This window comes from Simplicispira sp. 125, assembly GCF_003096555.1.
GTDB lineage: Bacteria > Pseudomonadota > Gammaproteobacteria > Burkholderiales > Burkholderiaceae_C > Simplicispira.
This window is the reverse complement of record NZ_QEKM01000001.1, coordinates 3708837-3728756: the sequence shown is the minus strand read 5'-3', so window position 1 is coordinate 3728756 and position 19920 is coordinate 3708837. Positions and strand designations below refer to the sequence as shown.

At 64.6% G+C, this 19920-nt stretch carries 17 protein-coding genes; all 17 read right to left on the bottom strand.

From position 1 onward, the window contains the following. Window positions 1-121 precede the first annotated feature (121 nt). Window positions 122-1432 carry a putative lipid II flippase FtsW gene (gene ftsW / locus C8D04_RS17480; protein WP_116002790.1) on the bottom strand — a complete coding sequence of 437 codons (1311 nt, stop codon included), beginning with the start codon at window positions 1430-1432 and terminating at the stop codon, window positions 122-124. After that, window positions 1429-3423: a UDP-N-acetylmuramoyl-L-alanine--D-glutamate ligase gene (gene murD, locus C8D04_RS17475; protein ID WP_116002788.1), complete on the bottom strand. Its 1995-nt coding sequence runs from the start codon at window positions 3421-3423 to the stop codon at window positions 1429-1431. The genes ftsW and murD overlap by 4 nt, the downstream gene beginning before the upstream one ends. Further along, window positions 3420-4598 carry a phospho-N-acetylmuramoyl-pentapeptide-transferase gene (gene mraY, locus C8D04_RS17470; RefSeq protein ID WP_116002786.1) on the bottom strand — a complete coding sequence of 393 codons (1179 nt, stop codon included), beginning with the start codon at window positions 4596-4598 and terminating at the stop codon, window positions 3420-3422. Before mraY ends, murD begins: the two co-directional genes overlap by 4 nt. Continuing rightward, window positions 4592-6022 carry a UDP-N-acetylmuramoyl-tripeptide--D-alanyl-D-alanine ligase gene (murF, locus tag C8D04_RS17465; RefSeq protein WP_116002785.1) on the bottom strand — a complete coding sequence of 477 codons (1431 nt, stop codon included), beginning with the start codon at window positions 6020-6022 and terminating at the stop codon, window positions 4592-4594. The genes mraY and murF overlap by 7 nt, the downstream gene beginning before the upstream one ends. After that, a complete protein-coding gene (locus C8D04_RS17460; RefSeq protein ID WP_116002783.1) occupies window positions 6019-7512 on the bottom strand; it encodes a UDP-N-acetylmuramoyl-L-alanyl-D-glutamate--2,6-diaminopimelate ligase in 1494 nt (497 codons plus the stop codon). Before C8D04_RS17460 ends, murF begins: the two co-directional genes overlap by 4 nt. Further along, complete coding sequence (locus C8D04_RS17455; RefSeq protein ID WP_116002782.1) at window positions 7512-9257, bottom strand: penicillin-binding protein 2; 1746 nt, start codon at window positions 9255-9257, stop codon at window positions 7512-7514. Before C8D04_RS17455 ends, C8D04_RS17460 begins: the two co-directional genes overlap by 1 nt. Continuing rightward, complete coding sequence (ftsL, locus tag C8D04_RS17450) at window positions 9254-9550, bottom strand: cell division protein FtsL (protein WP_116002780.1); 297 nt, start codon at window positions 9548-9550, stop codon at window positions 9254-9256. The genes C8D04_RS17455 and ftsL overlap by 4 nt, the downstream gene beginning before the upstream one ends. A gap of 3 nt (window positions 9551-9553) precedes the next feature. After that, the gene (rsmH, locus tag C8D04_RS17445) at window positions 9554-10477 is read right to left on the bottom strand and encodes a 16S rRNA (cytosine(1402)-N(4))-methyltransferase RsmH (RefSeq protein ID WP_116002778.1); all 924 of its coding nucleotides are present in this window, start codon (window positions 10475-10477) and stop codon (window positions 9554-9556) included. 9 nt (window positions 10478-10486) lie between these two features. Then, entirely contained in the window at window positions 10487-10915 is a 429-nt protein-coding gene (gene mraZ / locus C8D04_RS17440) for a division/cell wall cluster transcriptional repressor MraZ (protein ID WP_116002776.1), read from the bottom strand. Window positions 10916-11222: 307 nt separating this feature from the next. Further along, window positions 11223-12545 carry an ATP-dependent protease ATPase subunit HslU gene (gene hslU, locus C8D04_RS17435; protein ID WP_116002774.1) on the bottom strand — a complete coding sequence of 441 codons (1323 nt, stop codon included), beginning with the start codon at window positions 12543-12545 and terminating at the stop codon, window positions 11223-11225. 82 nt (window positions 12546-12627) lie between these two features. After that, window positions 12628-13191 carry an ATP-dependent protease subunit HslV gene (gene hslV / locus C8D04_RS17430; protein WP_116002773.1) on the bottom strand — a complete coding sequence of 188 codons (564 nt, stop codon included), beginning with the start codon at window positions 13189-13191 and terminating at the stop codon, window positions 12628-12630. 64 nt (window positions 13192-13255) lie between these two features. After that, window positions 13256-15001 carry an STAS domain-containing protein gene (locus C8D04_RS17425; RefSeq protein ID WP_116002771.1) on the bottom strand — a complete coding sequence of 582 codons (1746 nt, stop codon included), beginning with the start codon at window positions 14999-15001 and terminating at the stop codon, window positions 13256-13258. A 45-nt stretch (window positions 15002-15046) separates the two neighbouring features. Next, complete coding sequence (gene dksA / locus C8D04_RS17420) at window positions 15047-15775, bottom strand: RNA polymerase-binding protein DksA (protein WP_116002769.1); 729 nt, start codon at window positions 15773-15775, stop codon at window positions 15047-15049. A gap of 181 nt (window positions 15776-15956) precedes the next feature. Continuing rightward, the gene (locus C8D04_RS17415) at window positions 15957-17024 is read right to left on the bottom strand and encodes a GTP-binding protein (protein WP_116002768.1); all 1068 of its coding nucleotides are present in this window, start codon (window positions 17022-17024) and stop codon (window positions 15957-15959) included. A gap of 179 nt (window positions 17025-17203) precedes the next feature. Further along, on the bottom strand, window positions 17204-18166 hold the full coding sequence (locus C8D04_RS17410) for a tyrosine recombinase XerC (protein WP_116002766.1): 963 nt from the start codon (window positions 18164-18166) through the stop codon (window positions 17204-17206). A 165-nt stretch (window positions 18167-18331) separates the two neighbouring features. Beyond that, entirely contained in the window at window positions 18332-19018 is a 687-nt protein-coding gene (locus C8D04_RS17405) for a DUF484 family protein (RefSeq protein ID WP_116002764.1), read from the bottom strand. Next, window positions 19015-19893 (bottom strand): diaminopimelate epimerase, encoded by an 879-nt coding sequence (gene dapF, locus C8D04_RS17400; protein WP_116002762.1) that lies wholly within the window; start codon window positions 19891-19893, stop codon window positions 19015-19017. The genes C8D04_RS17405 and dapF overlap by 4 nt, the downstream gene beginning before the upstream one ends. Window positions 19894-19920: the final 27 nt, after the last annotated feature.

Here is a 19920-nt window from a genome sequence, read left to right as displayed (position 1 = left end):
ATGACTCATGCTCGCTCTCCCCGCTTACGCGTGGTGGGCAGCTTGCCGCTGCCCCGCATCGGCACATGCGTGCCGACAGCGCTGGCGCGCTGGCGTAATTTGTTTTGCAGAAACAAATGACTCATGCTCGCTCTCCCCGCTTGCGCGTGGTGGTCAGCTTGCCGCTGCCCCGCATGAGTAATTTGTTTTCGTAGTCCACGCGCAGCACCACGGCGATGGCGACCAGGTTCATCAGAATGGCCGAGCCGCCGTAGCTCATCAGCGGCAGGGTCAGCCCCTTGGTGGGCAGCGCGCCCAGGTTTACGCCCATGTTGATGAAGGCCTGAAAGCCCATCCAGATGGCCACCCCCTGCGCGACCAGACCGGCAAACACGCGATCCAGGGCAATGGCCTGGCGGCCGATGTGCATGATGCGGCGCGTCATCCACAGGAACAGCACGATGAGCATGAGCACGCCCACCAGGCCAAACTCTTCACCAATCACGGCGAGCAGGAAGTCGGTGTGCGCCTCGGGAAGCCAGTGGAGTTTTTCGACGCTGCCGCCCAGGCCCACACCAAATATTTCGCCCCGCCCGATGGCAATGAGGGAATGCGAGAGCTGGTAACCCTTGCCCAGGGCGTGCTGCTCGCTGAACGGGTCGAGGTAAGCAAACACCCGTTCGCGCCGCCACGGTGAGCTGGCAATCATCAGGCTGAACGCCCCCACGAGGATGGCCGCGATCAGGAAGAACATGCGGGCATTGACGCCTCCCAAAAACAGAATGCCCATGGCGATCACGGCGATCACCATGAAAGCACCCATGTCCGGCTCGGCCAGCAACAGCACCCCGACAATCGCCACAGCCGCCCCCATGGGCAGCACGGCGCGGAAGAACCTCTCTTTGACCTCCATCTTGCGCACCATGTAGTCGGCGGCGTAGATGAGCACGGCAAACTTGGCCAGCTCAGACGGCTGAAAGCCAAACGGCCCCAGCGACAACCAGCGTCGCGCACCATTGACAACAGTGCCCACATGCGGCACCAGCACCAGCACCAGCAGCGCCAGAGAGAACATGAACAGCGCACGCGCCGACCGCTCCCAGGTCGCCATGGACACTTGGAAGGCCAGCAGCGCCGCCACAAAAGCGACGATCAGGGAGAACACATGGCGCATCAAGAAATGCGTGGGGGCGATCTTGCCAAAGCGCGGGTTGTCCGGCAGTGCGATGGAGGCTGAATACACCATCACCAGCCCCCAGGCCAGCAGGGCCACCACCACCCACAGCAAGGCTTCGTCAAAACCCAGCACGCTGGCCGGTGTGGATGTGGTCTGGCGGTATTCCGTGCCGCCGGCGCGCACAGGTAAAACTTCGGCGGCCTTGCCCGGCAGACCGCCAAACCAGCCCGCCATGCGCTGCATCACCCCCCCGGAAGTGCGTGCGGTGCTGCTCATGCTGCGCCCTCCAGGTCCTGGCCTGCATCCAGCGCCAGTTGCTGCACCGCTTGCACAAACACCTGCGCGCGGTGCCCGTAGTTGTCAAACATGTCAAAACTGGCGCAGGCGGGCGACATCAACACGGCGTCTCCGGCATGGGCGCGCTCAGCAGCCCATTGCACGGCCGCAGGCAACGCATCGGCGTCGTGCAGAACAACACCCGTCTCCTGCAGCGCAGCGCGGATCAATGGCGCATCGCGCCCGATCAGCACCACGGCCCGCGCATAGCGCGCCACCGGGTCGGCCAGGGGTGAAAAGTCCTGTCCCTTGCCATCACCGCCCAAAATAACCACGATGCGCCGCTCGGCGCCCAGCCCCGTAAGGGCCGCCACCGTGGCACCCACGTTCGTGCCCTTGCTGTCGTCGAAATACTCCACTCCGTTCAGGCGCCCCACAGGCTCCACGCGGTGGGGCTCGCCCCGGTATTCGCGCAAGCCATACAGCATGGCGCCCAGCGGGCAAGCTGCCGCCTGTGCCAGCGCCAGCGCGGCCAATGCGTTCACGGCGTTATGCCGCCCACGGATGCGCAGGGCATCGGCCGGCATCAGGCGCTGGATGTGCAGCTCTTCCTCCAGCCCTGCGCCTGCGCCCAGCGGCAGCGCGGCAGCGCGGCGTGGCCGCTTGAGGGTTTCGTCGGCTTCCTGCGCACGCACCAGCCAGGCCATGCCGCTGACGACTTCGATACCGAAATCACCCGGGCGGCGCGGCATGTCGCCGCCAAAAGTGACGTGCGCGCGCTGCTGGAGTTTCTGGAATTTCGCACGCACCGGAGCCAATGCTTCGCTGGCGCGCACCGGCACTTCGCCTTTCGGACGGCTCGGCGGCGGCAGCATGCCCATGACGGCCGGATCTTCGCGGTTGAGCACCATGAGGCCGGTCTCGCCAAAAATACGTGCCTTGGCCGCTGCATAGGCCGCCATGTCGCCATGCCAGTCCAGGTGGTCTTGTGTGATGTTCAGCACCGCCGCCGCCGTGGGCTTGAAACCGGCGACGCCGTCGAGTTGGAAGCTCGACAGCTCCAGCACCCACACATCGGGGAGCTGCCCTGCGTCGATGCGCGCAGCCAGGGTGTCGAGCAGCGTGGGGCCAATATTGCCGGCCACAGCCACTGTCTTGCCGGCGTGTTCCACCAACCGCCCAGTGAGTACTGTCACGGTGGTCTTGCCGTTGGTGCCCGTGATGGCCAGCACGGCCGGTGCATAGCCATGCGCGCCACGCAGCGCACGCAAGGCCATCGAATACAAGCCCAATTCGCCTTCAGTGCTTATTCCACAGGCGTTAGCAGCTACAAATACAGAAGCAACTTCGGCAGGACTGAGACCGGGCGACCGGTACACCGCCGCCAGTCCCTGGCCCTCGACCAAGTGTGCGCCGAAGGCCCCCGAGACAAAGCGCACCTGGGGCAGCTCATGCTGCAGCACCGCTCGTTGCGGCGGGGCTGCGCGTGTATCGGCCACGGTCACTTGGGCACCGCAGCGCACACACCAGCGCGCCATGGCCAGACCCGAAGCACCCAACCCCAGGATGAGGATGTGTTGACCCTGCAGCGGCCCCGTGCCTTCCAGCGGCCAGCCCACAGGAACAGGGGTGGGCACGAAAGCATCTTCGGGTGGCTGCGCCTGCGTCGTCTCGGCGGCCTGCACATCAATCTTTGATTCGTTGGACACAACGTCGGCAAAAATCTGAGCAACAAAGGCAGCGGCGTCCCGGGCTGCGTTCAGGGTCTGCGGGAGTTCAGGGGTGCAGGCCGCCACGGGCGCGGCGGCCGAATTCACCATGCCGTCATCGGCGGCCAATGGCGCCTCATCCTGCGATGCCTGCAACACGCCTTCAGCCAGCGGGCCCACCGCTTGAACCGACACGTCGGGCGCGGGCGCGGCGAGACCCGGCAGCGCTGTGGGCGTTACCGGGTCGGCAGGCAAGGCGTGGAGGTCGTCGTTCGGATTCATCGCAGCTTGAGGGTGGACAGGCCGATCAGGCACAGCAGCATGGTGATGATCCAGAAGCGCACAACCACCTGCGTTTCCTTCCAGCCGCTCTTTTCGAAATGGTGGTGCAGCGGCGCCATCTTGAGCAGGCGCCGGCCCTCGCCGTAGCGCCGCTTGGTGTACTTGAACCAGGTGACCTGCAGCATGACCGACAGGGCCTCGACGACGAAGATGCCGCCCATGATGGCCAGCACGATTTCCTGGCGCACGATCACGGCGATGGTGCCCAAAGCCGCGCCCAGCGCCAGCGCACCCACATCGCCCATGAACACCTGGGCCGGATGCGTGTTGAACCACAAAAAGGCCAGCCCCGCGCCCGCCATGGCGGCGCAGAAGATGAGCAATTCGCCCGCACCCGGAATATGCGGAAAAATCAGGTACTTGGAATACAGCGAACTGCCGGCCACATAGGCAAAAACACCCAGGGCAGAGCCCACCATCACCACCGGCATGATCGCCAGACCATCGAGCCCATCGGTCAGGTTGACGGCGTTGCTCGACCCGACGATGACCAGATAGGTCAGGATCACGAAGCCCAGAACGCCCAGCGGGTAGCTGACTTCCTTGAAAAACGGCAGCAGCAAGCCTGCCTGCGGCGGCAGATCGACCGAAAAACCCGAGCTCACCCAACTCACAAACAGCTCAAACGCCTTGGGGTTGGTGCCCTCGGAAATACTGAACACCAGCGCCAGCGCAGCGAGCAGACCGATGATGGACTGCCACATATATTTCTCGCGCGAGCGCATGCCATTGGGATCCTTGTAGACCACTTTGCGCCAGTCGTCCGCCCAGCCGATGGCGCCAAAGCCCAGCGTAACGATGAGCACAATCCAGACGAAGCGGTTCGACAGGTCGGCCCACAGCAGGGTGGATGTGGCAATGGCCAAAAGGATCAGCACGCCACCCATGGTGGGCGTACCGCTTTTGACATGGTGCGTCTCCATGCCGTTGGTGCGGATGGGCTGACCAATCTTGAGTTCCGTCAGTCGCCGGATGACGCGCGGCCCGGCAAATAGGCCAATGAGCAACGCCGTCATCGCGCCCAGCACCGCGCGCAGCGTGAGGTACTGGAACACCCGCAGAAAGCCGAGATCCGGCGACAGGTTTTGCAACCACTGGGCCAACCACATCAGCATGGCGCACCTCCGTCCGTACTGCGGCGCTCGTTGCTGGTTGCCATCGTGTTCTCCTGCGCAGCGGCGGCCACGGCCTCCACCACCTGTTCCATCTTCATGAAGCGCGATCCCTTCACCAGCACACTGCCCACACTGGGCAAGGCAGCGCACACCGCTGCCTGCAGCGCTGCCATGTTGTCGAAATGCCGGGCGTACCCAAAGGCTGCCACTGCGTGGGCCGACTGCGCACCCAGGGCGTACAGATATTCGATGCCGCAGGCCTGCGCATGCGCCCCGGCCTCGGCGTGGAACTGCGGCCCCTGGTCACCCACCTCGCCCATGTCACCCAACACCAGCAGGCGGGGCGCGGACAGCGCGGCCAACACAAGAATGGCGGCGCGCACGGAGTCCGGGTTGGCGTTGTAGCTGTCGTCCACCACGGTGATGGCCCGGCCAGCGCAGGACACGCTGAAAGCCCGCGACCGCCCCTTGACCGGCACGAACGCCGACAGTCCGCGCGCAATATCGGGCAGCGGAACGCCCGCCGCCAAGGCGCAGGCCGTGGCGGCCAGCGCGTTGTCCACGTTGTGGCGACCCGCGATGTGCAATGTGCAGTGCAGTGCGCCCTGGGGCGTGGCGATCTCCACGCGCCAGGCGCCGTCCGTCCATTCGGCGCGGTTACAGCGCACGTCGGCACCCGCACCGCCAAAAGTCAGGCAGCGCCGACCACCCGCCAGGGCTTGCCACAGCGGTGTGTAGGCATCCCCTGCCGGAAACACGGCCACGCCCGATGCGGGCAGTGCGGCCAGTACCGCGCCGTTTTCTTCGGCCACGGCCTGCACCGTGTGCATGAACTCCAGATGCTCGCGCTGCGCGTTGTTTACCAGCGCCACGGTCGGCTGGGCGATGCGCGCCAGCTCCGCAATTTCGCCGGGGTGATTCATGCCCAGCTCCACCACGCCCACCCGGTGCTGTGCCGTCAGGCGCAGCAAGGTCTGCGGGACGCCGATGGCGTTGTTCAGGTTGCCCTGGGTCGAGAAGGCCGCCTCCTGCGCGTGCGCCTGCAGGATGGCCGCCAGCATTTGCGTGACCGTCGTCTTGCCGTTGCTGCCCGTCACGGCGATCAGCGGCAGCGTGAACTGCGCACGCCAGCCCGCAGCCAGTGCGCCCAGGGCGTGCAGGCTGTCAGGCACCTCGATACCGGCCAGCCCAGCCTCCTGAAGACCTCGCTCGGCCAGGGCGGCTACCGCGCCGGCGACACGCGCCTGCGCTAGAAATTGGTGGGCGTCGAAACGCTCGCCGCGCAGGGCGACAAACAGGTCGCCCGCCCGCAGCGTGCGCGTGTCGGTGTGCACGCGCACCAAAGGCGTCTCGCCATCACCCACCAGACGCGCCCGTGGCTCGCGCGCATGGATCCAGGCAAAGGCCTGCTGCAGGGTCATCATTGCCATACGCTGGCTCCCCGGCGTACCAGCGCAGCACGCGCATGCGCCATGTCGGAGAACGGCTGGCGCACGCCCGCCGTCTCCTGGTAGTCCTCGTGGCCCTTGCCAGCGATCAGCACCACGTCCCGGGCATCGGCCTCGGCCAGCACCTGGGCAATGGCGGCGGCACGGTCGGGTTCGACCCGTACCGTCTCTCCAGCGATGGTTCCCAGCAAGATCTGGTGAATGATGGAAACGGGTTCTTCGCCGCGCGGGTTGTCGCTGGTGACCACCACCCTATCGGCATGGTGCTGCGCCGCCGCGCCCATCAGTGGGCGCTTGCTGGCATCGCGGTCGCCGCCACAGCCAAAAACGCACCAAAGCTGGCCGCCACGCTCTGCCGCCAGAGGGCGCAGTGCTTGCAGCGCCTTGTCCAATGCGTCCGGTGTATGCGCGTAGTCCACTGCCACCAACGGCTGGCCCTGTGCCACCAGGCGCTCCATGCGGCCAGGTACCGGCAGCAACTGAGCGCATGCGGCGACCGCCTGCACCAGCGGTACGCCCAGGGCACGCTGCGCAGCAATCACGCCCAACAGGTTGGAGACGTTGAAGTCGCCGAGCATTCCCGTCTGCAATGAATGCTTCTCTGCACCTTCCACCACGTCCAGGCGCAGGCCGCCGTCGCCCCACGCCACGGCCTGCGCCTGCAGGCGCGCGTCCTGGCGCATGGAAACACTCCACACATCCAGCCCGCGCCCGGCCAGGGCACTGTGCAACTCGGCACCGTGCGGGTCGTCGATGTTTACCACCGCGGCCTGCAACCCAGGCCAATCGAACAGCGCCCTTTTGGCTTGCCAGTAGGCGTCCATGTCGAGGTGGTAGTCGAGGTGGTCCTGCGTAAAGTTGGTAAACACGGCCACGCGGATAGGCGTGCCAGCCAGGCGGTGTTCGGCCAGGCCGATGGACGAGGCCTCGATGGCGCAGGCGCGCACGCCCGCATCGACAAACTGGCGAAAGGCCTGCTGCAAACGCACCGGGTCGGGCGTGGTCATCCCGGTGGATTCGAGATGCCCCGGCATTCCAATGCCCAAAGTACCCACCAGGGCGCATGGAGAAAGCGCATCGTGCTGCAACTTTGAGAGTGCATGGGCCAACCACCACGCGGTGCTGGTTTTGCCGTTGGTGCCGGTAACCGCCACCACAGCGAGTGCATCGCCCGGTGCGCCAAACCATTCGGCAGCGATCAGGCCGGTTGCCTGCTTGAGGCGTGGCAGCGCGGCAACAACCAGACTGTCGAAGGCAAAGGCTTCCACGCCCTCGTGCTCGACCAGGCAGGCCGCTGCGCCGCGCACCAGGGCATCCGGTACATGCGAACGGCCATCAGTCGCCGCACCGGGCCAGGCGATGAAGCCATCACCGGGCATCACCTGGCGGCTGTCGGTCTGCAGCGTGCCCGTGACATGCGCACGCAGCCACTGCACGGCTTGCGAAGGGGTCTGGATCATCTGCATCACACCGACTCCTCCACCGTGTCGGCGACGATCTGCGGCTTGACGGCCATGTCCGGCTGCGCGCCCATCATGCGCAGCGTTTGCTGCACCACCTCGCTGAACACGGGTGCGGCCACGGCGCCGCCGTAGTACACGCCGTTGCTCGGCTCGTCGACCATCACGGCGACGATGATGCGCGGCTTGTCAATGGGCGCCATGCCGGTGAACCAGGCGCGGTACTTACCGCTGGAATAGCTCTTGCCCACCTGTTTGCGCGCCGTGCCCGACTTGCCGCCGACCGAGTAGCCCACCGTCTGGGCCTTCTGGCCCGTGCCGCCGGGGCCGGCGGCCATCTGCAGCATCTTGCGCACCTCGTCGGCAGTTTTGGGGGAGAACACCGGCACGCCGACCGCAGGCTCAGAGCTCTTGAGCATGGTGGCGGGAATGATCTGGCCGTTGTGCGCAAACACGGTGTACGAGCGCGCCATCTGGAACAGGCTGGCCGACAGGCCGTAGCCATAGGACATGGTGGCCTGCTCGATCGGGCGCCAGCTCTTGTAGGGGCGCAGCCGACCACTGACCGCACCGGGAAAGCCCACATGGGGCTTCTGCCCGAATCCGGCGGCCGAGAAGGTCTCCCACATCTCGCGCGCCGGCATCTGCATGGCCAGTTTGGTGGTGCCCACGTTGCTTGACTTCTGGATCACGCCTTCGACCGTGAGCACGCCGTAGTTGTGCGTATCCGAGATCGTTGAGCCGGTGATGGTCAGGCGCCCAGGTGTGGTGTCCACCAGCGTGCCAGGCTTGACACGGCCGCTATCGAGCGCCAGCCCGATCGTGAAGGGCTTCATGGTCGAGCCAGGCTCGAAGGTATCGGTGATGGCGCGGTTGCGCAACTGCTCGCCCGTGAGGTTCTGCCGCTTGTCGGGCGAATAGCTGGGATAGTTGGCCAGCGCCAGCACTTCGCCCGTGACGGCGTCGAGCACCACCACGCTACCGGCCTTGGCCTTGTGTGCGATGACCTGGTCGCGCAGCTTCTGGTAGGCAAAAAACTGCACTTTGCTGTCGATGGACAGCTGCATGTCGCGCCCGTCCATCGGCGGCACTACCTCGCCCACCCCCTCGACCACCCGACCCATGCGGTCTTTGATGACGCGGCGCGACCCGGCACGCCCGGCCAGCAGATCGTTGAACGCCAGCTCCATGCCCTCCTGACCCTTGTCTTCCACATTGGTGAACCCCACCACATGGGCTGCGGACTCACCTTCAGGGTACTGGCGCTTGTATTCTTTGCGTTGGTAAATGCCGGGAATCGCCAGCGCAGCAATTTGCTGCCCTACATCCCAGTCCAGCTGGCGCCGAATCCAGACGAAGGTCTTGTCCTCGTCGGCCAGTTTGCGCTGCAGTTCGGCCAGCGGCATACCCATCAGGCGCGCTAGCTCCTTGAGCTTGGCCCGCACTTCGGGCTTGTCTTGGTCCACATCCTCGGGGATGGCCCAGATGCTGGCTGCGGGCACGCTGGACGCCAGGATCAGACCATTGCGATCGAGAATACGGCCCCGGTTGGCCGGTAACTCCAGGGTGCGCGCAAAGCGCACCTCGCCCTGGCGCTGAAAGAAGTCATTGCCCACCACCTGCACATAGGCGGCACGGGCACCCAGGCCGACAAAACCCAGCGCAATCATCGCCACGATGAATTTGCTGCGCCATACCGGCGTCTTGCTGGCCAGCAGGGGGCTGGAGGTGTAGAGCACACTGCGGCTCATGGACGCACCTTCGATGCGACCACGCCAGGCAGCGGGTCCGGCACGTACTGGGTGATGGCTGGCGTGGCAGTGCGCATCTGCAGCTTGGCTCGCGCCAGGGTTTCCACGCGCAGTGGCGTGGCCTGGGCCCGCTTTTCCACCTCGAGTCGATGTTGCTCGGTTTCCAGGCGGCGCGCTTCGGCGACCGCACGGTCCAGCGCGGTGTAAAGCAGGCGCGACTCGTACTGCGTGTGCACCAGGTACAGGGCACTGCCCATGACCAAGGCAAAAAGCAGAAGATTCAGGCGTGCCATGGCTCAGACCTCGGTACGCTCAGCCACGCGCATGACCGCACTGCGCGCGCGCGGATTGGCCGCAACCTCCGCTGCGCCCGGTTTGATGCGATCGAGCGCCCTGAGCCGCATGGGCTGGGGCACGGCAAACGGAGCACGGCGGTCGAACACCTCTTTGGAATGCAAGGCGATGAACTGCTTGACGATGCGGTCTTCCAGCGAATGAAAGCTGATGACCACCAAGCGCCCGCCTGGCTGCAGCACCTGCAGGCTGGCTTCTAGCGCCTGTTGCAACTCTTCAAGTTCGGCGTTGATGAAAATCCGAAGAGCCTGAAATGTGCGCGTTGCAGGGTTCTGGCCCTGCTCGCGGGTTTTGACCGTGCCAGCCACGAGATCGGCCAGTTCTGCAGTGGTTGCGAGAGGCCCCCTTTCCTGCCGCCGAGCAACAATCGCCTTTGCAATGGGGCCAGCAAACCGTTCTTCACCATATTCACGTATCACCTCCGCAATCTGCCCTACTTCGGCGTCCGCCAACCACTCGGCCACGCTTTGACCACGCGTGGTGTCCATGCGCATGTCCAGCGGACCGTCGAAACGAAAACTGAAACCCCGCTCCGGGGTGTCGATCTGCGGTGAACTCACGCCCAGATCCATGAGCACACCCGCGGCACTGGCGGGCGGTAAATCCGCCAGGTGGCGAAATCCCTCGTGCCGAATGGAAAAGCGCGCATCCGGGATGCGCGCTGCTTCTTGAATGGCTTCGGGGTCCTTGTCGAACGCCAGCAGACACCCCTGCGGCGAGAGCCGTGAGAGGATCCGCCGCGAATGCCCTCCCCTGCCAAAGGTGGCGTCGATCCAGGTACCGGCCGGTGCATCGCCTGCGCCGCCCAGCAATGCGTCGACCGCTTCTTCGAGCAGCACCGTGGTGTGTAAGGACTGGCCGGTCACCGTACGCCCTCAGAACGAAAAGTCACTGAAAACATCGGGCATCGCGTCCTGCATGGCCTTGGCTTCCTGGGCCTCGTAGGCGCCCTTGTCCCACAGCTCCAGGTGGTTGCCCATGCCCAGCAGAATGGCTTCCTTGGTGATGCTGGCGGCCTGGCGCAGCTCAGGAGAGACCAGCACCCGGCCCGTGGCATCCATGTCCACATCCATCGCGTAGCCCATGAAGATGCGCTTCCAGCCTTGTGCCGACATGGGCAGCTGCGCAATGCGTTCGCGGAATTTTTCCCACTCGGGGCGCGGGAACACCATCAGGCAGCCGTGCGGGTGCCGGGTGATGGTGAGCATGCCGGAGGCGGTCGCGCTCAGGACGTCACGATGCCGGGTCGGCACAGAAAGCCGACCCTTCGCATCCAGACTGAGCGAAGAAGCCCCTTGAAACACGGTCCCAACCCCTTGCTGTTCGATAAACCCGGCACAAACCCCCAACGCGGGGGCGGACGGCACTTTTCACCACTAAATTGCACTTTTTTGCACTGTAGCAGGAAAAGCCTGTTCAACAAGGGGGCTTGCAACATCTTCTTGCAATGAAATCAAGGACTTAGGCGCGAGTCTGCAAGTCTGCGAACAGTAAAAACCGTTATGCAGAAAGCAGTTAGACACGCCAATGAAAGTAACACCTGAGGCAATTGCCGATCTTGCCCGATCCAACGACCCAGGCCCGGGGCAACAAAATCCCGGGTCGTTTGCGTCAGAGGATGTAGCGCGACAGGTCTTCGTCCTGGCTCAGGGCCTGCAGCCGCGCATCGACATAGGCGGCGTCCACGGTGACCGTCTGGCCCGAGCGGTGTGCGGCGTCGAAGCTGACTTCGTCGAGCAGGCGCTCCATCACGGTGGACAAGCGCCGTGCACCAATGTTTTCGGTGCGCTCGTTCACCTCGAAGGCAATACTGGCCAGCCGCGTGATGCCTTCGGCCGTGAAGTCGAGCGTGACGCCCTCGGTGGCTAGCAAGGCTTTGTACTGCAGTACCAGCGAGGCGTCGGTCTGCATGAGGATGGCCTCGAAGTCCTGCACCGACAGGGAATCGAGCTCCACGCGGATCGGAAACCGCCCCTGGAGTTCGGGAATCAGGTCGCTGGGCTTGGACAGGTGGAATGCACCCGAGGCGATGAACAGAATGTGGTCCGTCTTGACCATGCCGTACTTGGTGGACACGGTAGTGCCTTCCACCAGGGGCAGCAGGTCGCGCTGGACACCCTGGCGGGAAACATCAGCGGAACTGGTCTCCTGGCGGGCAGTGACCTTGTCGATTTCGTCAATGAAAACCATGCCGTTCTGCTCGGCGCTGCGCACGGCCCGCAGCTTGATCTCTTCCTCATTGACCAATTTGCCAGCCTCCTCCTCGATGAGCAGGCGGCGCGCCTCGGCAATCGTGAGCTTGCGTACCTGGCGCTTGCCCTGGCCCATCTGACTGAAGACGCCGCGCAACTGCTCGGCCATCTCCTCCATGCCTGAGGGCCCCATGATTTCAAGCTGCGGCCGGGATTCGGCCAGGTCAATCTCGATGTCCTTGTCGTCGAGCTGCCCTTCGCGCAGTTTCTTGCGAAAAACCTGGCGCGCCGTGCTATCGGCGGGGGGCTCGCTGCCTGGGGTGCGCGCCGTGGGAACCAGCACATCAAGAATGCGCTCTTCTGCTGCGTCCTCGGCACGTGTGCGAACCTGGCGCACCTGGACCTCGCGCTCTTGCTTGACGGCCACTTCCATCAGGTCACGGATGATGGCGTCCACATCCTTGCCCACGTAGCCCACCTCGGTGAATTTGGTGGCCTCGACCTTGATGAAGGGCGCATCGGCCAGGCGCGCCAGACGGCGGGCGATCTCGGTCTTGCCGACCCCCGTGGGACCGATCATGAGAATATTTTTGGGCGTGATCTCGTGGCGCAGGGGCTCCTGCACCTGTTGGCGGCGCCAGCGGTTGCGCAGTGCGATGGCCACCGCACGCTTGGCGGACGCCTGGCCCACGATGTGCCGGTCGAGTTCGGAGACGATTTCCTGGGGGGTCATGGAGGACATGGGCAATTCTTCAAGAGAAATAGCCTTCGAACGCTTATGTAGAAAGCGCCTGCAGCTATCAAAAATATATCAAAATACACCGTTACAGCGTCTCGATGGTGTGGTGCATGTTGGTGTAGATGCACAACTCCCCCGCAATCCCCAGCGACTTGCGCACGATTTCCTCGGCCGACAGATCGGTGTTCTGCAGCAGCGCCTTGGCAGCCGAGTGCGCGTAAGCACCGCCCGATCCAATCGCCACAATGCCCTGCTCGGGCTCCAGCACGTCGCCATTGCCGGTGATGATGAGCGACGCCTCCAGGTCGGCCACGGCCAGCATGGCTTCGAGGCGGCGCAGCACGCGGTCGGTGCGCCAGTCCTTGGTCAGCTCGATGGCAGCACGCACCAGATGGCCCTGGTGTTTGTCCAGCTTGGCCTCGAAGCGCTCGAACAGTGTGAATGCATCGGCCGTAGCGCCGGCAAAACCCGCGAGCACCTTGCCGTGGTGGAGTTTGCGCACCTTGCGCGCTGTGCCCTTGACGACGATGTTGCCCAGGGTAACCTGGCCATCGCCGCCAATGGCAACCTGCACGCCGTCGGGTGTCTGGCGGCGCACGCTGATGATGGTGGTGCCGTGAAACACCGGGGAGGAGCTGGATGAAGTCATAGCGCCAGCAGGTGCGGGCGATGGGCGCAATTACAAGCCCCACAGCCCGCCATCGTCCACGCCTTCAATCCTTGCGAGGAACGACCCAGGCGTGCTCGCTGACGCCCACCACGTTGAAGAACACAGCCACCAAACGGTGCAGGTTGATGAACTGCACCACCCGCCCCTGGCCCTGCTGCTGCGCAGCCCAGTTGAGCACCGAGCCGGCCGCCGAAAAATCGATGCGGATCAGGCGGTCGCAGGGAATAAAAATGGGCTCTCCTGCGGGCACCAGTTCCTCCAGCCCCTCCAGCAAAGGACCTGCATCGCCTTCGATATGGCCCGACAAACCCGCCAGCGGCGGCCGCGAGTCGCCAAATCCGGTCAGAGGCGCAGGCGTGGTGGAGTCCTTCCAGTGAGGCCGTGCAACCAGTCCCTGCACAGGAGCCGGCGGGGGCGCGGGTTCGGCGTTCAGCGCAGCATCGCTGTAACCACAACGCGGCGGCACCCAGGAAGGGGGGGAGACTTCATAGGTCACGCAGTAGTCGAGCGCCACCATCTCAAACTCATCGGGCCGCCCCATAAAGCGCAGCGCCTCCATGCGCAGGCGCCACCATTCGGGATTGGTGTTGCGGTCACCCGACTGGGTATTCGCTTCCATCAGTGCCTGCAGCACATCAGCGCCCACAAAAACGATTTGTGCATCCTGCCCCGCCCAGCGGGCGAACTCGTTGGCCAATGCCGTCAAGGCGGCATCGTCGATGCTGGCGATGCGCGACCAGGTCAGTGTCCAGGGCGAAGCCGCCCGAGCGAGCGAAGCCTGCAGCGCGGCGACCGATTGGAGCGTGAGCGCCGGTGGAGCGTTCCAGTGGAAGTCACGGCGTGCGGGCGCGGGCGTGTCCTGCACCACGGTTTCCAGGCCGAGCTGCTCAGGCATGGAGAACCACAGGGGCGCAGAGCGCGAAAAACGGGCAGCAAAATCAATCGCTAGGGTATCAAAGCGCTCCTGCTGACCAGTGGCGCGGTACAGGTCGAACAGCGTCATCCAGATCTCAAACTGATGCTCTGCAGCGTCCTGCGCGTGCCGTTCCAGCACTTCGAGCAGGCCTGCCTCTGCGCCGGCATGGTCGCCATTGGCAAAACGGATGGCTGCTTCTTCCAAGTCGGGTTCGTGCACGAATTCCTCCATTTCGGGTGCCGATGCGGACACGGGCGCGGCGGGTGGGCCGGGTGGGCCGGGCGGGCGGGCGGGCGGCGGGCTGGGGGCTCCGGTCAACACCTGCGAGGAGACATTGCCAAACCCCGCGATGGTCATACTGTCGTTGGCAAACAGCGGCTCTGCACCGGCCTGGGGCGCCAGAGCCGCTGGCAGAGACAAGGGAGCTGTGGGTGCAAAAGCCTGGGCCGCCTGCTGCGCACTGCCTGCATCCTGCGCAGGAGGCGTAGAGGTATCGCCATTCTGCTTGCTTTTCCACCACTGCATCGACATCTGTGCTTCGATTTCGTCGATCTTCTTGATCGTCACCGCGCGTTCGCCAGGTGAAGTGAGGCTGCTCTGGAAAAATGAAGGACGGGCGGCAGGGTCTTCGACCCGCTGGCCCGTCAGGGTGTCGCGTTGGCGCAGCTTGCGCAGCTGATCGAACTCCCGGCGGCGCACGAAGTCGTTGCGACGCTTGCGCTCGATCATCTCCTTGAGCATCTGCTTGCTGTACTGGCTCTCCTTGTCTTCCTGGATAGAGTCCAGATCCGTCCAGCTGACGGTCGGGTTGCGCACAAACCGCACCACCTTGGACAGGAGGCCGCCGCCGGAGGGGGTGTCTTCCTTGCTCATGGTGGTGGTCTGGTTCTCAATGGCGCACGGTTTTCTCGCGCAAGCTCAATCGCCAAACATCTTCTGTTTAAGCTCGCGGCGCTGCTGCGCTTCGAGCGACAAGGTGGCCGTGGGTCGCGCCAGAAGGCGGCCCACGCCAATGGGCTCACCCGTCTCGTCGCAGTAACCGTAGTCACCGGCGTCGATACGGCCAATCGACTGCTCGATCTTCTTGAGCAGCTTGCGCTCGCGGTCGCGTGTGCGCAATTCCAGCGCGTGCTCCTCTTCGATGGTGGCGCGGTCGGCCGGGTCGGGCACGACCACGGTGTCCTCGCGCAGGTGCTCGGTGGTCTCTCCGGCGTTGGCGTGTATGTCTTGCTTGAGCAGCACCAGCTTATGGCGGAAAAACGCCATCTGCTTGTCGTTCATGTACTCGTCGTCGGGCATGGCCAACACTTCCGCGTCGGTCAGTTCCTCAACAGACTTGGTTTTCCAGTTGTTCGCCAGCTTGACATCCTTCTTGATGGAGGCCAGAGACGGGGACACTTGCATGGTCGTGGGCATGGTATTCGTGTAGCTCGCTTTGGCAGCCGTTGATGCAACAGACTGCGCCATGGATGGTACGGTCAATTGGGCCAGACGCGAAGAAGGTCGAGTACTGCGTGCGGGCACCTGTCCGGCGGCCACGGGCGCCACGGGTTCAATCACCTTGGCCGGCGCCTTGGCGGCTACCGGCTTAGCGGCGGCCGCAGAGGTTTTGGCGGGTGCCTTGGTTTTGCTGGTTTCAGCTTTCAATTCAGGTCTCCTCGCGGTTCGGGCAACCCGCAACAGCACAGATGGAGCGCTGGCGGGAGGGTGAATAGTATGCCCTTGTGTTCACCGGGGCGCGATTGTATCGACACCGGCTGACTGTGGGCACTGCGTTGCTCATTACCCACATACCCCGGTGCGATCAACGCAGTGCGTATTCTTGACTTCAGGCAAGACAGCGGTCCAGGCCCTGTTCCAGGATATCGCGCGGCAGGTCGATGCCGATGAACACCATGCGGCTCTGGCGCGCCTCGTCTTGCGCCCACTGCGGCCCCAGGTCGCTGCCCATGAGTTGGTGCACGCCCTGAAAAATGACCTTCCGCTCGGTACCCACCATGTTCAGCACCCCCTTGTAACGCAGCATGCGCGGGCCATAGATATTGACGATGGCGCCCAGAAAATCCTCCAGCTTGGCAGGGTCGAAGGGGCGGTCCGAGCGGTAGACAAAGCTCTTGACGTCATCGTCGTGGTGATGGTGGTGGCCATGGCCGTGCTGGTGCGACGGGTGGTTGCAGTGTTCACCATGCGCATGGTCGTGGTGTTCATGCCCGTGGCCATGGTGGCTGTGGGCCTCTTCTTCCTGGAGGAATTCGGGGTCGATGTCGAGCTTGGTGTTGAGGTTGAAGCCCCGCAGGTCCAGCACCTCGGCAATGGGCACCTCGCCAAAATGCACGGCCTTGATGGGCGCACGCGGGTTCATGTGTTTGAGCCGGTGGATCAGCGCATCGGTTTCTTCCTGGCTGACCAACTCGGTCTTGGACAGGAAGATCTGGTCCGCAAACCCCACCTGGCGACGCGCCTCCTGGCGGTCGTTGAGCTGCTGGGCAGCGTGCTTGGCATCGACCAGCGTGATGATGGAGTCGATCAGGTAGGTCTCGGCGATCTCTTCGTCCATGAAGAACGTCTGCGCCACAGGGCCAGGATCGGCCAGGCCGGTGGTTTCGATCACGATGCGGTCGAAATCCAGGAGCCCCTTGCGCTTTTTGGCGGCCAGCAGTTGCAGCGTCTCGCGCAAGTCTTCGCGAATGGTGCAGCAGATGCAGCCGTTGCTCATCTGCACGATCTGCTCCTTGGAGTCGGTCACGAGAATGTCGGTGTCGATGTTTTCTTCACCGAACTCGTTCTCGATCACAGCAATTTTCTGCCCGTGGGCTTCGCTCAGCAGGCGCTTGAGCAGCGTGGTTTTGCCCGAGCCCAGAAAGCCGGTCAGGATGGTGGCAGGAATGAGAGACATGGAAGGCCTTGAAATGAAAGACGACCGCCGCACCCGCCCGAGCGCAGTACGGTGATGGCAAAAAGATAGGGAGACTGTAGCGGAGCTGTCAAGCCCCTGGCGCTGCGAGGCCTGCAGCTCTCAAGGCATTTGCGCTCCAAAGCTCATGGACAAAGCGGAAAACGCTATCACTTCAATAGCTATTTGCGCCGCGCGCGGGGGTGGGCCTGGTCGTACACCTTGGCCAGGTGCTGGTAATCCAGCCGCGTATACACCTGCGTTGTGGTGATGCTGGCGTGCCCCAGCAGTTCCTGCACGGCGCGCAGGTCACCGCTCGATTGCAGCAGGTGGCTGGCAAACGAGTGGCGCAGCATGTGCGGGTGCACCGGCGTGGTCAGCCCGGCCTGCCCGCTGCGCTGGCGCAGGCGCAGCCAGACCGACTGCGCCGACAGCCGCTTGCCGCGCTGGCCCACGAACAAGGCCGCATCCAGCGCGCCAGGCGCAAAGGGTGTGGCGCGCAGCTGCAGCCAGGCCTGCAGCGCCTGCAGCGCCGCGCCGCCCACGGGCAGACTGCGGCGCTTGCTGCCCTTGCCCAACACATGGACCTCGGCGCCCTGCAAGTCGATCCAACCCCGGCCCAGGCGCTCGGTATCGGGGCCGGGGGCGGCGTCCAGCCCCACCAGTTCGCCCACGCGCAGGCCGCAGCCGTAGAGCAATTCGACCATGGCAATATCGCGCGCCTCCAGCCAGGGGTCGGCGCCACTTTCGGCATAGTCGGACAGGCGCACCGCGTCGTCCACGCCCAGCGCCTTGGGCAAGGGCTTGGGGGCTTTGGGGGCGCGCACGTCCTGCACGGGGTTGTGCCCTGTCAGCCCCTGGCGCGCGGCCCAGACGAAGAAACCGCGCCAGCCCGAAAGAATGAGCGCGATACCGCGCCCGCTGCGCCCGCTGCCGTGCATCTGCGCCACAAAGCGGCGGATGTGGGCGGCCTGCAATTGCAATAGCGGCACCCCCGCCTGGGCGGCATGGCGCGCCAACCGATCCAGATCCAGCGTGTACAACACCAGCGTGCGCGCGGCCAGGCGCTTTTCGACGCGCACATGCTCCAGGTAGCGCAGCACCAGCGGGTCGGTGGGCGGCGGTGTGGCCAGCGCGTCGGGCATGGGCTCAACCCACCACAAAGAACACCGGGCTGTCAGCACACGCCACAGCGCAGGGCCGCCGCATCGGGTGCAGCTCCAGCGCGGGACGCGGAGCCAGGGCCGCCCCGCAGCAAGGGCGTCGTCCCCCTTGGAGGGGAGTGCGCCACAGGCGACGCAGGGGGGGCTTCATTTCAGCCGCTGCAGCGCAGCGCTGGCCAGCTCGGACATGCGTGAGAGAAAGTCGGTCCCCATGGTGGCGTCAAAGCGCTGCGGGTCGGGCGAGCCCAGCACCAAGAGGCCAAAGGCGGGCGTCGCGCTGTCGATGGCGCCCACGCGCAGCGGCAGCAAGGCAATGGACTGGGCGGTCTCTCCCGGCGCTTGCGCCAGCCAACCGGCCGGCTCGAACCCCAGATTGGGGCCGCAAAACGGCATGGTGAGCGACGAAGCAAAGGCCTGGGCATCTTCACTCGCGCCCAGGGCAAAGTCGCAGTCGATGTAGGCGCCCGACACCCCCCACACGCGCACGGCGGCCAGCGGCACGTCGAACAAGGCGCATACGCCATCCACCACGGCAGGCGGCAGGTCGATGGGGTCGCGCACCTGCAGCAGGGAGCCGGTCCACTGGTGCACCTTCTGGGCGATGGCCTCGTTTTCGTGGCTGTTGCGCACCATTTCCATCACGCGCTGTTCCAGCCCCTTGATCTTCTCGCGCAGCATTTCGGCCTGGCGCTCCTGCAGGCTCACGGCGCGCTGGCCGTGCGGGCTGGTGAACTGCACGCTGGCCAGCACCTCGGCGTGGCGTTCAAAGAAGCCGGGTGTGCTCAGCAGAAAGTTGGCGATGTCTTCTTCGGTGATGGGAGGGATGTGGTTCATGGTGCGTCAGGGATGTCGATCTGGCCTTCGAACACGGTAGTGGCCGGGCCGGTCATGAAAACGGAGTCGGCCTCGTCGCCGCTCCAGGCAATGGTGAGCAAGCCGCCGTGCGTTTGTACATGCACGCGCGCATCGAGCAGCCCCAGCCGGATACCCGCCGCCACGGCCGCGCAGGCACCCGTGCCGCAGGCCAGGGTTTCACCGGCGCCGCGCTCATACACGCGCAAGCGCACATGTTCGCGATCGAGCACCTGCAGGAACCCCGCGTTGACCCGCTGCGGAAAGCGCGCATGGCGCTCGATGAGCGGGCCGGTCAGCAGCACGGGCGCGGTGTCCACATCCTGAACCAGTTGCACGGCGTGCGGGTTACCCATGGACACAATCGCTACAAAAACAGTAGCTTGTTGCGCTTGCGCATCAAGCGCTAGAGGCCATTTTTGCCCCGAACCCTGGGACACGGGCGCAAGGCCTGATGCGTCGAACGGCACGCGCGCCGGGTCGAACACGGGGTGACCCATGTCCACCGTCACGCGGCCATCGGGGGTGAGCTGGGGAGCAATCACGCCCGAGAGCGTCTGCACCCGGATGGTGTCGCGCGTGGTCAAACCCTTGTCGCGCACATAGCGTGCAAAACAGCGTGCGCCGTTGCCGCACTGCTCCACCTCGCTGCCGTCGGCGTTGTGTATGGCGTATTCAAAGTCGATCCCCTCGCCCGGCGATGGCCGCACCGAGAGGATCTGGTCGGCACCGACACCAAAGTGCCGGTCGGCCAGAAAGCGGTATTGGGCCGTCGTCAGGCCCAGCGGGCCCTGGGTTTCGTCGAGCACGACGAAATCGTTGCCCGCGCCTTGCATTTTGGTGAAGCGAATCTTCATGGCTTGGATTATCGTGGCTGGCTGCTG

Coding starts and splice junctions, on each gene's coding strand:
- ftsW (WP_116002790.1), bottom strand. CDS start 1,432: ATGAGCAGCACCGCACGCACTTCCGGGGGGGTGATGCAGCGCATGGCG.
- murD (WP_116002788.1), bottom strand. CDS start 3,423: ATGAATCCGAACGACGACCTCCACGCCTTGCCTGCCGACCCGGTAACG.
- mraY (WP_116002786.1), bottom strand. CDS start 4,598: ATGCTGATGTGGTTGGCCCAGTGGTTGCAAAACCTGTCGCCGGATCTC.
- murF (WP_116002785.1), bottom strand. CDS start 6,022: ATGATGACCCTGCAGCAGGCCTTTGCCTGGATCCATGCGCGCGAGCCA.
- C8D04_RS17460 (WP_116002783.1), bottom strand. CDS start 7,512: ATGCAGATGATCCAGACCCCTTCGCAAGCCGTGCAGTGGCTGCGTGCG.
- C8D04_RS17455 (WP_116002782.1), bottom strand. CDS start 9,257: ATGAGCCGCAGTGTGCTCTACACCTCCAGCCCCCTGCTGGCCAGCAAG.
- ftsL (WP_116002780.1), bottom strand. CDS start 9,550: ATGGCACGCCTGAATCTTCTGCTTTTTGCCTTGGTCATGGGCAGTGCC.
- hslU (WP_116002774.1), bottom strand. CDS start 12,545: ATGTCCTCCATGACCCCCCAGGAAATCGTCTCCGAACTCGACCGGCAC.
- hslV (WP_116002773.1), bottom strand. CDS start 13,191: ATGACTTCATCCAGCTCCTCCCCGGTGTTTCACGGCACCACCATCATC.
- C8D04_RS17425 (WP_116002771.1), bottom strand. CDS start 15,001: ATGAGCAAGGAAGACACCCCCTCCGGCGGCGGCCTCCTGTCCAAGGTG.
- C8D04_RS17415 (WP_116002768.1), bottom strand. CDS start 17,024: ATGTCTCTCATTCCTGCCACCATCCTGACCGGCTTTCTGGGCTCGGGC.
- C8D04_RS17410 (WP_116002766.1), bottom strand. CDS start 18,166: ATGCCCGACGCGCTGGCCACACCGCCGCCCACCGACCCGCTGGTGCTG.
- C8D04_RS17405 (WP_116002764.1), bottom strand. CDS start 19,018: ATGAACCACATCCCTCCCATCACCGAAGAAGACATCGCCAACTTTCTG.
- dapF (WP_116002762.1), bottom strand. CDS start 19,893: ATGAAGATTCGCTTCACCAAAATGCAAGGCGCGGGCAACGATTTCGTC.